Here is a 12,814-nt window from a genome sequence, read left to right on the forward strand (position 1 = left end):
ATCTCTTCGAAAATGGTTAATATGGCAATGTCAGCATTATTAACGAGTGAAATATGTGCATAGTGAGATTTAAAAAGATTAAAAAATAAATTATTTTTGTCGAACAAGGGAAATTAAAAATTCTCCATTTTTACAAAAAATTTTTTATCGATTTTTCATTAATTAAAATACAAGCCATCTTTTTAAGATATTTCTCAATTGGGAAAAAACGACTCAAGACCCGTTGTCTAGCCAGGATAAAAGAAATTTTACCTGTTTCTTTTCGTTTGGCGCTGGTTTGCGGAATCAGTTTTCGGGAGTTCGAATCTCCCCGGGTCTACCATAATTATAAATAATGATTTGATCATAATATTATCAAATCTGCATAGAAATATCAGAATATTATCAAGATCTGCATTAATTTCTCTTTTCTTTATTAGAAGGAATATAGCAATCTAATATTAAAAATTAGGGAGAAATCTCCTTAGAATAAATATTGTATAAAATGGTTATTCAAATGATTTGGTTATGTAAAATTAGTCTGATTTTGAATTTGATAATTTTCAAAAAAACCATTTTATAATTAAGAATTAAAAAAATTTTAGCGGATAATTACGAAAAAAAGAGAAAATATGCCTTATTTATTATATTTACAAAAATCTATGGAAGTTATCTATAATCTTTACTATTTAATCCACAAATTGGAAATCAGTCTTCTTTTTTATCAAATGTAATTATTAAATAATACAGTTCAAAGTTACTATTTTAATTTTTGCTCTCATTTGATTATTCGAGCAATTCTAGAAAGTGGATGACCTTTTGCATGCATTGAAAATTCAGAAAACCATCCAAAGGGCATACGAATAACATCATATCCCTTAATCGTTAATAAATCTTCAATTTTCTTAAGAGCATCAAAAGCAAAATCCAACGCACTCAATTCTCCAAATAAATGGGCAAAAGGAATCAAAACGAATGTGTTTACTTTGAGTTGCATAACTATTTTTTCGATTTCGGAAAGAAATTTTGAAAAAATGTTTTCATCCAGTTCATCTGTTTTTTCTGAAGCAATAAAGAGCACAAGTGCATTTTCAACTTTAGCTGTTTTATTCTTTTCATTCAGTTCTTCCAGAATTTTAGAACGACCTTTTTTCGTGACAGTATAACTAAACGAATTTACATGAAATGATAAGAAACGCATATTAAATCAATTTAATATTAATTTCATAATAAATGAATCTCTTAATATCCAAATTCAAAATTAAAGCAATATTTTAATTATAGATTAGTTTTCAACCAAATTGGCAAGAGGGAGTTAAATAGGATAAGTTGTATAAAAAATATATGAAAATAGTATTTCATCCAGATTTTCTACATGAAATCGATGATACACCTGCAGGAAAGATAGGTCGTCTCACACCAATGGTTAAGCATTTAAAAAAAATTTATCCAAATTCATTTATATTGCCCAAACCTGCAGATAGAGTCGATTTAGAACGTGCTCATTCAATTGCCCACATCGAACAGATAAAAATGCATTATTCACACCAATATCCAAATCTATATTATGTTGCACGGCTAGCTGCGGGAGGTGCTATTGAATGTGCGCGCCAATCTATCAATGGTAATCCAAGTTTTGGCTTAATTAGACCACCTGGTCATCACGCTTCTGGGAATTCTTGTTGGGGTTTTTGCTATTTTTGTAACATGGCGATAGCGCTACTATATTTGAGAGAGAAACATAAAAAAAAGCGAGCTTTTGTTCTGGATTTTGATCTTCATACTGGTGATGGAAATATTAATATTTTGCGTGCTTATGGTCAAAAACATCATAAAGATCGGCAAGACTATGAAATTATTAATCCAGATGCTAGATCTGAGAGTGTTTATCTTGAAATTGTGCAAGAATCATTGGATAACGCACGTAAATGCGATGTAATTGCTGTATCGGCTGGATTCGATCAAGGTTTAAATGATTGGGGTGATTTATTATCTGTCAAAGCTTATCATGAAATAGGATTGATGGTGAAGGAATTTTCGGAAGATCATTGTAATGGAATACGATTTGCATTATTAGAAGGAGGGTATAATTCAAGCGCAATGGCCCTTAATGCAGAAGGGTTTTTGAGTGGTTTTTTTTAAGAACAGAAAATTAAAATAATATTCCAAAAAGATTGAGATTTATTCTGGATGAATTATGGCCGAATTAAAAGTTTTGATAAATCTTGATAAGATTTTTATATTTCATTCCATTAATTACATTACTTTTTTAAAATAAAGGAAATTGTAAGGTGTTTAATAATGCTAAAAGAAATAATTAACGCTCCAAATGCCCCAGCAGCTGTTGGACCTTATTCCCATGCAGTAAAAATTAATAAATCACTCTATTTATCAGGTCAAATTCCAATAAATAATGAAACAGGAACGATTCCAGAAGGAATCGAATCACAAACTCGCCAAGTATTTATAAATATTCAAGCAGTTCTTGATGCAGCTGGTTATTCTTTAGCAGATGTGGTAGTTTGTGAAGTATTTCTAAAAGATATGAACGATTTTGGAAAAATGAACAAAATTTATGCAGAAATTTTTGAGCCATATTGTAGAGATACAGGTTATCCTGCTCGCGCAGCTGTAGAAGTTGCCCGTCTTCCAAAAGATTGCCTTATTGAAATTAAAGCTACTGCAATAAAAGAATAATTTTTTTTTATTTCCTTTCTCTTGGAATTGATCTTGGTTATAATAGAGATTTTGCAAGTATCAGATTAATCTGCAAAAAATAATTTTAATAATAACTTATTCAATTCCATTGATTTCAAAATTTCCCACTTTTGTAATAAAAATGGAATAATTTCCTTTTTAACGATAGAAAGATACAACCTTTCACCCAATTCTCTTTGCAATACATTCTGAAAATGATGTAACACTAAATAAAATAGTGGAATCAGCACATCTTGATTTAATCCAACAGGATTTAGACCAAAAATGTTTGTTGCAGGAGCTTCACTAAAAATTATCTCGTCTGTAATTAAATCAATCGAAGGTATGAAAATCTCAATTACTCGATAACTATCACTTAAATTCTGCCTGTGATACCATAATTCAAGTTTATCCCTATAGCGATGAAGTCGTTCTAATACAATATGTCTTTTCAAACCTGCAAAATTATCATTCACGATATTAATAAATATACAAAAGATTTGTTGAAAAATACCCATTAAATCAAACAAAGCACCTACATTCATAATATGATCCGCTTGTGACCATTGTTGATAAAGTGTTTCAACTACTTCTGAAAATCGACGAAATTGAGCAATTTCAAAATCCCATTTCCTCCAAAATTCATCATTGATTTGAAAATCACGAATAAACATATCATGTATCACTTTTAACCTCGCTTTAATCAAGGGTGCCTGAGTTTGCTTATCAGAAGCAGCAATTAACATCAAATGAGTATCTGGATTGTTTAAATAAACCCACCTTAATCCTCCCATTTCAATAGATTCAATCCCTGAATCACCTAATTCTGCTTCAGAAAAACTATTAAGAGCAGAAAGGAGACCAGATAGAAGCATGCCATCCAATGTTTGTACATTTTCTAATTCATGATAAAAGAGAGATTTCGAAGAATGTTTCTCAATGATCCATAGATATTTAATATGTTGGGGATTGAATTTTGTGAATGATGATGAAGCCTTCGCCTCTTCAGATCCTTTGATTTCAATATCATATTTACTATGGAACATTCTATATTATTCACCATTACATAACTATTAAACCAATGTCTTCGGAAAGATTACTGAAAAATTTCCAAATTTGGAAGAACTTTTCATCACTGTATTAATACAGTTACTATCAAGTGAAATAATAAATACGAAATATGTGAAGTTACAATATTCGAATATCGAACATTCATATTCGATAACCAAACATTTAAATAGATACATATTCTATTATCAATTAAGATTATTCGATTTTCGAACAATCTTTAAACTTCATGCTGTGATATTTCATGCTCTTTCAACCTGAAAACCATCAACTTATCATATTATCCATTATCAACAATCATTCTAATGGTATCACTGGCTACTCTATCGTGAAAAAAATCAACGAACTATTCGCCCCTGCTTGGACTCCAGGACCTGGAACTATTTATCCAAAATTAAAACAATTACTTGAACAAGGTGCTCTAAAGAAAGTCGATTCCAAGTATACAATCACTCAAGCGGGAAAAGAATATATTACCAAACATATCCCTGACGCACTCAATCTCAGCATGAATTTTTTGCCCACGTTCTTTAAAATTCTCATTAAACCAATGAATCAAGGAATCCCCCTTGATGTCCACCTTTTTAAGAATCCCTGCTTCTTTGGAATCTCCCAATTCAAGCAGCCTCCAACAAAATGGAATATCAAGGAATTAGAAAATCTTAAACAACAGCTGAAACGAGAAAAAGAACGTGCAACACAATGGTTAGATGACTACACACAGAATATTGACGAAGATATCAAGGTGATTGAAGAAAAGATTGCAGAACTAAAGGAAAAAACGAAAATAATACCAGTAAACGTTGTATGGGAGCAGGATTAGAAAAACAAGTGGTGAAAATCATCATGCCTAACGATTCCAAATTCACAGAGTTTTTTTCCCTACCCCCATTTGATAGTTATTTATCGCAGAAAGAAAAAGATTTGCTATTACACACATTGCAGACATATTTGAAATTCATTCCTATTGACAAATTAGAAACATTCATGCCATATGATCTTACAGAGACATCAACACTTTATATTGTGGAAATGCCACTTCCAGGATTATCACCAAATGATATTAATATTTCCCTTTCTGCTGATAATCACATCCACATTGAAGCAAATCTTTGTAAAAATCAATCAAAAACTAAAAATAACGATGAAAACAAGAAACATAAATGCCACATTGCTTGGAGTCATTTCTTTTGGGAACGTCCTATTCATGTCGAAATACCTATCGAACACAACGTGGATCCAAATTTAGTAAAAGCAAAATTGGATAAAGGAATTTTACGAGTAGAATTTTCTAAAATTCTGTAATTCCCATTCTTATCACCATTTTTTTCTTCAGGAGACGAATAAATATGAGCCTTTCAATCAGAGAAATACAGAATCCATCTTGGATTCCCATTTTCTCACAAGAAATACTGTGCCCAGAAGATCAGTTAAAAGTACATATCAAACATCCTTCAAAGGCGAATCCTAAAGATTGCTATGTTGCTCGTAAAGGGAAAGTAAATACAATTGAATTCAATCATTTCGACGAAAAAAGTGAAGCTTTAAAATCATTGAAAGAGAGATTTCCATTTTTTTATTAAACTTTCAAAAGGAGAACAATATTATGACATATCAATTTGCACATATAAAATGCGGCTATAATCATCCACCTTTGGATCATATATTACATCAATATGCCCCATTTATGCCGTACGATTTAGAAGAAACAGCTGACGAATATCTAATCACCATGCCTTTACCCGGTTTCAAAGCGGATGCCGTTCATATCTCTTTATCGCGAAATTCGATTAATATCGAAGCAGAACCACCGAATACCTCTGAAAAAGCAAAGAATACAGAAGAAAAAGAAAAAGCCCGCAAAATTGTCTCAATGGGAAAATATATTTGGAATCGCCCAGTTAAGGTTGAAATTCCAGTTAATGATGAAATTGAAGAAGGAAAAGTGAAAGCTCGACTTAAAAATGGACTATTGAAAGTGAGTTTCACTAAAAAGCCGAAAATAACAGTAAAAGTTGAAGAAGAACAATAAAATAGATATGATTTTCATTTTTTTCCACTATTTTTCATTTTTTTCTGATATTTTTCATTTTTTACTCAAACTTTCTTTCATTTGATTAATTCAAGTGCTTTTTATGATTTTTGAGCAGAAATTTGTAAATGCCCTGCTTGACCTATAAAGGAAGGATCCCTCCCATATTTCATCTCTAACTGGAGAAATAATTCGTAATTTTCAGAAATTTTCTTTTCGCGCATTTTTCTACGGAGGGCGCCTGAAAATATTGACTTACCACAAATTTCGTTAACATTAAATCCTGCATTTTGAAAGAGATTTTGTAATTCTTGAGGTGTATATACTTTTACAGGATGATTTTTAAAAAAATAAGATATTCCAGTTTGTTCAACACTTTTCAGAACTTTAAATTGATTATACTTGATATGATTAAGCATATATATGAATTTACTATCCAGAGAAGCGATACACCAGCCATCATGTTTAGTCACCCTATAAAGTTCTTTTACTGCAAGAGAATCATCAATACAATAAGAGATTACATCTCCCAGAGCCAAAACAAGATCATATGAGTTATCAGATAAATAAGAAAGATCTCGAATATCTTTTATTTGAAATGTAATATTCGAAGTCAAATCAAAGATTTTTACCTTTTCTTTAGCTATTTTCAACATTTCAGGAGAAATATCTATGCAATCGACATGAAATCCCATTTTAGCCAATTTTATTGCCCATTTTCCAGTGCCAGCACCCACATCTAATACCCGCGCGGTATTATTATGAGGAAGGTAAGGTTTTAAAAAATTCCAAGTGAGATCATTATAAAGTTTCCAATACCATTCTGAATAATCTTCGTCATAATGAAGTGCTTTTTTCCGATAGTAATTGATTACATTACGGAGATCTGCCCTTCCTTGATGATCTTGAGAAAATTTTTGATTAGGCATTTTTTGATAATATAATGGAATAAAAATAAAAAAATCATGTATTAGGATTTATTTAAATTCTTTTTCATCTTTTTCAAGGTTTTTTTTATATTTTTTATTTCTGCTTTTAACTTCTTCTTTTTTGCTTTCAGCTCTAATTTTTCTTGTTTAGATTTGGGAGATTTTGCTTGAATAATGTTTAATTCTTCAGTAATTTGTTTTAATTTCTCCTGCATCTCCATATACTTATGTTTTATAGAATTATTAGGATTTAGATTTTTATTAATTAAACCAGATGTATGTGAATTTGAAATGGAATTATAGATTTGCAGTTTTTCATTCCAAATTTTATGACGTTTAATACTGAATTCTTGCTCCCGTTTGAGTCTTTCTTTCTCCAATTTTTCTTTCTTTTTTAGGTCATTTTTAGATACTTCTTTCTTTATCACATCTCGTTCTTTTTGCTTGCGTTCTAACCGTTCTCTCTCAAGCAATTCACGTTCTATTTGTTCACGTTCTATCCGCACTCTTTCAAGCTGTTCATTTTCCAACCTTTCTCTCTCAAGCCGTTCTCGTTCCAATCTTTCCTTCTCAAGTTGTTCTCGTTCCAATCTTTCTCTCTCAAGCCGTTCTCGTTCCAATCTTTCTCTCTCAAGCCGTTCTTGTTCCAATCTTTCCTTCTCAAGCCGTTCTTGTTCCAATCTTTCCCTCTCAAGCCGTTCTTGTTCCAATCTTTCCTTCTCAAGCCGTTCTCGTTCCAATCTTTCCTTCTCAAGCCGTTCTCGTTCCAATCTTTCCTTCTCAAGCCGTTCTTGTTCCAATCTTTCCCTCTCAAGCCGTTCTTCTTCTTCAATTTCATCGATCCATCCCCTAATCCTTAGTAGCGTCCGTTTTTTTTCCATTTGATTTAATCCATAACCTGGTTTTTCTTTATAAAAAAGATTCGTCATTTTGCTTAATTCCCAGATATATTTTGAATTAAATGTTAGTTTCTTAATGATATCACGAGCTGTTTCAAAAATATCAGCGAGTTGATGTGTTTCATAACCTTCTTCTGTAATTGAATATAAAAATTCAAGAATTTTCTTTACTGAGGAGTCGGGTATAGGTGGTATTTCTTTGATATTTACTTTTAATCGTTTATGGATGTCCAACTCATAATTAGAACTTGGAAGGTTTGATCCACTTTTATAATCAGTTAATTCGATATTTGCTGATTCTTCCTTTATTACATTTTTTAATTCAGTCAATGCAAGAGGACGAATTTTAGACTCCTTTGGTTTGATTCCCCATAATTCTAGTGATTTTCGGGGATGATTTTCATCCCAAGTAATTTTTTTTTCATATTTTGGTGAAGTAACAAAAATCTCTGGAGAAATTTGTGTAATATCGATTAATTTTTCCAATTTAATTTGTTTTTCTTGTATATTTGTTGTTGAAAACATATTCTTCTTTAAAAAATAGACAAATCCTTCTTCAAAATAGTCTAAAGGAGATGCAGGGTTAAAAGAAATATTATTAAATATATCTTCTAAATATTGAATCAAATGATTAATAAAATCCAATTCATCTGGAGAAAACTCCTTTGAGAGAATAAAATCCGCATTTGTCGAAATATGTGTTATTCCAGGAGTTGGTGGATTAAATTCAGAAAGAATTTCAGAAGAAATCGAACTTGATAGATACATCATACTAAAATCTGATCTGGTCCCCATCAATAAAGCATGACCAGCATGTTTAAATTTATTAGATGGAACATTTTGAAGATGGTCGATAAATTTAGTTAAGATTTCTTTGTATGGAATGAAAATTTCCCTATTTAAAACGCCTCGAATGAATGATAATTGATTTTCATTACGTTTTCCTTGATCTATAGGAAAAACAATACTAAACATTGCTTCTTTTAAAATAACTTCAGGATCTCGAATTGCAGAAATATGTGCAGAATCTTTTATAAATTGATAAACAAAATCAGAGAGAACAATACAAGTCAATCGACGATAATCAATTATGTAATTATTTGCATCAATTTGAAATTTAGTGTAATAAAAACCCAATCCAAAGAGATAATGACGTGTTCCTTGTTCGTTTGTAATAGAACACTCAAAATTTGATAAAAATATTATGGGATCATTCAATATATTTCTAACTTTATGATTTCTATAGGTTCCTAAGATTGGATATCCGAGAAGTTTTCCCCAACTCGGAATTAATACTAATTTTGGCTGTATATACATTCGCTTTTGCATGGCAAACACTCTTTTTTTACAGTAAATGGCCCCTTTTTTATTTTCAGTTAAATTCAACAAAAAATTTTGTCAATTACCTATAGTTATTAGGGATTTGACAAAACTTGTCTCTATTTCAACACCTTTTTTAATTTTCTATTGATATTATTTCGATAATCTCATATTTATTTGTATTGAAAAATGACACGAAATATCAAGATTTATTCATATTAGAGAAGATTTTTTAAATAAGAGCAAAATTCATTATAAATCGATTTTTTATTTTAAAATAAATTATGAAATCAAGTGGCTTAAATAATGAACAAATATCTTTTAGCCCTTTAATTTCTACTAAATCTATACTAAAACCAGAATTACTAGTTCCACTTAATGGATGGAAATCACTACATCCAAAATCTACTGTTTTAGATTCAGCAGATGCCGTCTATTTTGGATTGCAAACAAATTTCAGCATGCGAGCAAGAGCTACGAATTTTCCGTTAGCAGATCTCAAAAAATTAGTTGATTTAATTCATTCAAAGGGAAAGAAATGCTATTTAACAACAAATATTCTGATCTACAACACAGAAATGGTCGAATTGCACCAAACAATTGAATTAGCATATGAATCGGGCATAGATGCAATAATATGCCATGATTTAGCTGCAATTATGATTTCTAAACAAATTGGTATCCCATTTCACGTTTCGACTCAAGCAAATATTTCGAATACTTTAAGTGCTAGATTCTATCAAGAATTAGGAGCCGAACGATTAATATTGGCACGTGAATTAGGTTTGCAAGAGATTAGCGAAATTATAAGAAAAATCAAAATCCCTGTAGAAACATTTGTTCATGGAGCATCTTGTACTGCAGTAAGCGGAAGATGTTATTTGTCATCAGAATTAATGGGCTTCAATCCAGAATTTTCTGCCAATCGCGGAAAATGCGTTCAGCCTTGTAGGAGAATGTATACATTTTTGGGAGAAGAAAATGATAAAATAAAATATGAACCATTTTCTGGAATGTTTTTTAATGCTAAAGACTTGTGCATGATTGGACACATACCAGAATTAATTAAAGCAGGAATTCATGCATTTAAAATTGAAGGTCGGATGCGGGATCCTCGCTATATTGAAGAAACAGCTAAATGTTATAGAGAAGGGATTGATGCATATTTTGAAGGAAATTATAATCAAAAACAGATAGACGGATGGATTTCTCGGCTTAAATCGGTATTTAACAGAGGATTTCATATGGGGTTTTATTTCTCTAAACCAAGTCTTGATGATATCGAAAGAACGATTAGAGGTAATCAAGCAAAAATCCATAAAATTCATATTGGTGAGGTAAAAAACTATTATCAAAAATCAAGTGCTGTAGAGATCTACCTTATTAAAGGCCAATTAAATATCGGGGATATTATTATCTTCGAAAATCAAAAGGATTTTTACTTTGAACAAATCATTGATTCAATGCAAATTGAGGGAAAACCAGTTAAACACACAGAAGTTGCATCATCGAATGCACCGATTCTTATAGGAATAAAAACTTCGGCAAGGATTCCAAAAACAGCAAGAGTATTTCAATTAACCTCAAAATCACAAAATAATTTACACTTGAAATAAAAAAAAAGGATAAAAAAAACAAAAAAATCGACAAAATTGCATATGTTCATGAAAATTTAATATATTTTGCGTAAATTTAAATTTTCTTGTATTTAATGCGAATATTGAGGATTTTAAAGATTTTGAGAATTTTTTAACAGCTTTCGGTTTTTTAACACTTTTTGCTCTATTACGATTTCAGATACAGCATTTTTATGATTTTTTAATGTTGGATTATCATCATCTTTAAAGAATTGGTAAAATCTCTCATATTCCATATACTTTAATTTTAAGAAATCTGTCATGAATATTTCTCACCTCAAAATCTATTGATATCTAAATTTAACAAATCCGAATTTTTTCAGTTTTTTTTTCTCGATCTAATGATCCTTTTCGGAATTGTTTTGAATGATAAATATTATATTTTTACTTCTTGATGATCATTTCATTAACTTTTTTAATCGTTTTGCATTAATTTTTTTTAAACCCGATCATTTTGATGAATTATGTCTACAGAAAAACCACATATTGATTTACTCGATCGCAATATTATTGAATTATTAAAGAAAGATGCCCGTACATCTTATCGAAGCATAGCAGAACAAATTGGAAAAACCGAGGCAACTGTTAGAAGAAGAGTAAACAGACTCCTTGAAGATGGAGTGATTAAAAAATTCACAATTGTACTTGATGATCAAAAATTAGATAATCCAACAAGAGCAACGATAAAAATTCAACCAGATCTAAATCAAATAAAGAAAATTACTCAAGAATTAAAAAAAATACCAGAAATAACAGATATTTGGCGATTATCAGGAGATTGTGGAATATTTGTAAGATGTGAATTGCCATCATTAGAATATTTAGATCCTTTAATTGAAGATGAGATTTCTAAAATTCCTGGCATAAACATCAAGGAAACATGTTTTGTAACAAAAGAAGTAAAAACAAAATATTAATCCAATAAAATTGCTTTTTTTATCCATCTATTTATTCAACAGATTATTTTTTCTAATTATTGAATCAAACATTAAATATTGTTAAATCGCAAAATTCATAATTAATCAAGTGTTTCTTACTACAATGCTCAATCGTAATCCTTTTCCAGAACCTGGTGAACTCGTCGTCTGCCGCGTAACAAATGTTCAACGAGGCTATGTGCAGGTTGAACTTGAAGATTATGCAGGCCTCCCTCATGAAGAACGTGCTCAAGGCATGGTACACATATCAGAGTTATCAAATCGTTGGGTAAAAAACATTAATTCAATTGTATCGATTGGTCAACGCTTAGTTTTACAAGTTATTCGAGTAAATAAGGATAGAGGATACTTAGATTTAAGTTTACGGCGAGTAAACAAAATTCAACGTACCACCGTAATGAATCAATGGCGATATGCAATTAAATTAGAAGGACTTCTTAATTTTTTTGCAGAGCAACATGGAATGACTTTGTCTGATTTATATGAAAAAGCAATTTGGGCATTAATAGATCAATATGGTGAAATTCGCAACGCATTTGAAACAATTAAAGAAGACGGATTTGAAGCCCTCATCAATACACCTGGTTTAGATATATCTGAAGATCTCCAAGAAGAATTATATAAATTAATAATTGAAAATATAACAATCAGTAAAGTGAATTTACAAGTAGAATTTGATATTCGTTCTTATGAAGGTAATGGAATTGAAATAATCAAAGAAAGCTTTGCAGCAGTAAAACGATTACGTAAACCTAAAGGAGTGGAAATATCTTTTGCTTACATCGGTGCACCTATTTATCGTATGAATTTAGAAGCGAAAGATTATCATACAGCAGAAAAATTTTTAGAGAAGGTAAATAAAAAATTCGAAGAAACGATTGGTCATGCAGGAAGTGTGAAATTACTCCGAGAGGACCTATCGAACGAACAATAATTTTAATCCTTTTAATTGTAATTTATTAAATTGTACTACAAATAATTTTTATTGGAGAAGGAGACAGATGACACATCATTTACAAAAATGCCCACATTGTTATAGATATACTTTATCAAACTTGTGTCCTCTTTGTAAAACCCCAACAGAAAATGTTTTTCCCCCTAAATTTTCTTTACAAGATAAATATCAAAGATACCGATTACCATATTTTAGACAAAAAATACAGAAAAAATTATTTTCTTAATTTTATAGAGAATTTTTAAATTCCCATGTTCGACAAAAATCTAATTAATATATCATAATTGTTAAGCATTTATAATATTTCCATTCTTCCTTATTAATATGATAAGTGAACCATTAGATATATCAATCCAATCG

At 30.5% G+C, this 12,814-nt stretch carries 15 protein-coding genes and 1 tRNA gene; 11 read left to right on the forward strand and 5 right to left on the reverse strand.

The window, feature by feature from the left end; genetic code table 11:
* Nucleotides 1–216 precede the first annotated feature (216 nt).
* Nucleotides 217–322 (forward strand) — tRNA-Arg (locus tag ACXLDF_RS04460).
* Between the two features lie 435 nt (nt 323–757).
* Here the strand turns inward: ACXLDF_RS04460 and ACXLDF_RS04465 are convergent.
* The gene (locus ACXLDF_RS04465) at nt 758–1,180 is read right to left on the reverse strand and encodes a threonyl-tRNA synthetase editing domain-containing protein (protein ID WP_457557293.1); all 423 of its coding nucleotides are present in this window, start codon (nt 1,178–1,180) and stop codon (nt 758–760) included.
* Between the two features lie 143 nt (nt 1,181–1,323).
* Between ACXLDF_RS04465 and ACXLDF_RS04470 the strand changes: the two genes are divergently transcribed.
* Together ACXLDF_RS04470 and ACXLDF_RS04475 are read left to right on the forward strand one after the other, a co-directional pair.
* Nucleotides 1,324–2,121: a histone deacetylase family protein gene (locus ACXLDF_RS04470; RefSeq protein WP_457557294.1), complete on the forward strand. Its 798-nt coding sequence runs from the start codon at nt 1,324–1,326 to the stop codon at nt 2,119–2,121.
* 159 nt (nt 2,122–2,280) lie between these two features.
* Nucleotides 2,281–2,676: a RidA family protein gene (locus ACXLDF_RS04475; RefSeq protein ID WP_457557295.1), complete on the forward strand. Its 396-nt coding sequence runs from the start codon at nt 2,281–2,283 to the stop codon at nt 2,674–2,676.
* Between the two features lie 65 nt (nt 2,677–2,741).
* Here ACXLDF_RS04475 and ACXLDF_RS04480 read toward each other — a convergent pair whose 3' ends face one another.
* Entirely contained in the window at nt 2,742–3,722 is a 981-nt protein-coding gene (locus tag ACXLDF_RS04480; protein ID WP_457557296.1) for a hypothetical protein, read from the reverse strand.
* Between the two features lie 266 nt (nt 3,723–3,988).
* Between ACXLDF_RS04480 and ACXLDF_RS04485 the strand changes: the two genes are divergently transcribed.
* Genes ACXLDF_RS04485 through ACXLDF_RS04500 form a run of 4 tightly spaced genes read left to right on the forward strand, consistent with a single transcriptional unit; the run spans nt 3,989 to nt 5,776 of the window.
* The gene (locus ACXLDF_RS04485) at nt 3,989–4,567 is read left to right on the forward strand and encodes a PadR family transcriptional regulator (RefSeq protein ID WP_457557297.1); all 579 of its coding nucleotides are present in this window, start codon (nt 3,989–3,991) and stop codon (nt 4,565–4,567) included.
* Nucleotides 4,568–4,590: 23 nt separating this feature from the next.
* On the forward strand, nt 4,591–5,049 hold the full coding sequence (locus ACXLDF_RS04490; protein WP_457557298.1) for an Hsp20/alpha crystallin family protein: 459 nt from the start codon (nt 4,591–4,593) through the stop codon (nt 5,047–5,049).
* A gap of 44 nt (nt 5,050–5,093) precedes the next feature.
* Entirely contained in the window at nt 5,094–5,327 is a 234-nt protein-coding gene (locus ACXLDF_RS04495; protein WP_457557299.1) for a hypothetical protein, read from the forward strand.
* A gap of 23 nt (nt 5,328–5,350) precedes the next feature.
* Nucleotides 5,351–5,776, forward strand: coding sequence for an Hsp20/alpha crystallin family protein (locus ACXLDF_RS04500; RefSeq protein ID WP_457557300.1), 426 nt, complete (start codon nt 5,351–5,353; stop codon nt 5,774–5,776).
* 101 nt (nt 5,777–5,877) lie between these two features.
* On the opposite strand, the gene ACXLDF_RS04505 is transcribed toward ACXLDF_RS04500, so the two are convergent.
* Both ACXLDF_RS04505 and ACXLDF_RS04510 read right to left on the reverse strand, forming a co-directional pair.
* Nucleotides 5,878–6,705 carry a methyltransferase domain-containing protein gene (locus tag ACXLDF_RS04505; protein WP_457557301.1) on the reverse strand — a complete coding sequence of 276 codons (828 nt, stop codon included), beginning with the start codon at nt 6,703–6,705 and terminating at the stop codon, nt 5,878–5,880.
* A 41-nt stretch (nt 6,706–6,746) separates the two neighbouring features.
* Nucleotides 6,747–8,933 carry a hypothetical protein gene (locus ACXLDF_RS04510; RefSeq protein ID WP_457557302.1) on the reverse strand — a complete coding sequence of 729 codons (2,187 nt, stop codon included), beginning with the start codon at nt 8,931–8,933 and terminating at the stop codon, nt 6,747–6,749.
* Nucleotides 8,934–9,208: 275 nt separating this feature from the next.
* Between ACXLDF_RS04510 and ACXLDF_RS04515 the strand changes: the two genes are divergently transcribed.
* On the forward strand, nt 9,209–10,540 hold the full coding sequence (locus ACXLDF_RS04515) for a peptidase U32 family protein (RefSeq protein ID WP_457557303.1): 1,332 nt from the start codon (nt 9,209–9,211) through the stop codon (nt 10,538–10,540).
* A 113-nt stretch (nt 10,541–10,653) separates the two neighbouring features.
* Here the strand turns inward: ACXLDF_RS04515 and ACXLDF_RS04520 are convergent, their stop codons facing one another.
* Complete coding sequence (locus tag ACXLDF_RS04520) at nt 10,654–10,824, reverse strand: hypothetical protein (protein WP_457557304.1); 171 nt, start codon at nt 10,822–10,824, stop codon at nt 10,654–10,656.
* 201 nt (nt 10,825–11,025) lie between these two features.
* Between ACXLDF_RS04520 and ACXLDF_RS04525 the strand changes: the two genes are divergently transcribed.
* The 3 genes from ACXLDF_RS04525 to ACXLDF_RS04535 all read left to right on the forward strand — a co-directional run bounded on the left by ACXLDF_RS04525 (nt 11,026) and on the right by ACXLDF_RS04535 (nt 12,680).
* Complete coding sequence (locus ACXLDF_RS04525) at nt 11,026–11,478, forward strand: Lrp/AsnC family transcriptional regulator (protein ID WP_457557305.1); 453 nt, start codon at nt 11,026–11,028, stop codon at nt 11,476–11,478.
* A 124-nt stretch (nt 11,479–11,602) separates the two neighbouring features.
* Nucleotides 11,603–12,433, forward strand: coding sequence for a S1 RNA-binding domain-containing protein (locus ACXLDF_RS04530; RefSeq protein ID WP_457557306.1), 831 nt, complete (start codon nt 11,603–11,605; stop codon nt 12,431–12,433).
* 67 nt (nt 12,434–12,500) lie between these two features.
* A complete protein-coding gene (locus tag ACXLDF_RS04535; protein ID WP_457557307.1) occupies nt 12,501–12,680 on the forward strand; it encodes a nucleolar RNA-binding Nop10p family protein in 180 nt (59 codons plus the stop codon).
* Nucleotides 12,681–12,814: the final 134 nt, after the last annotated feature.

The sequence above is a fragment of the Candidatus Harpocratesius sp. genome (assembly GCF_054039255.1).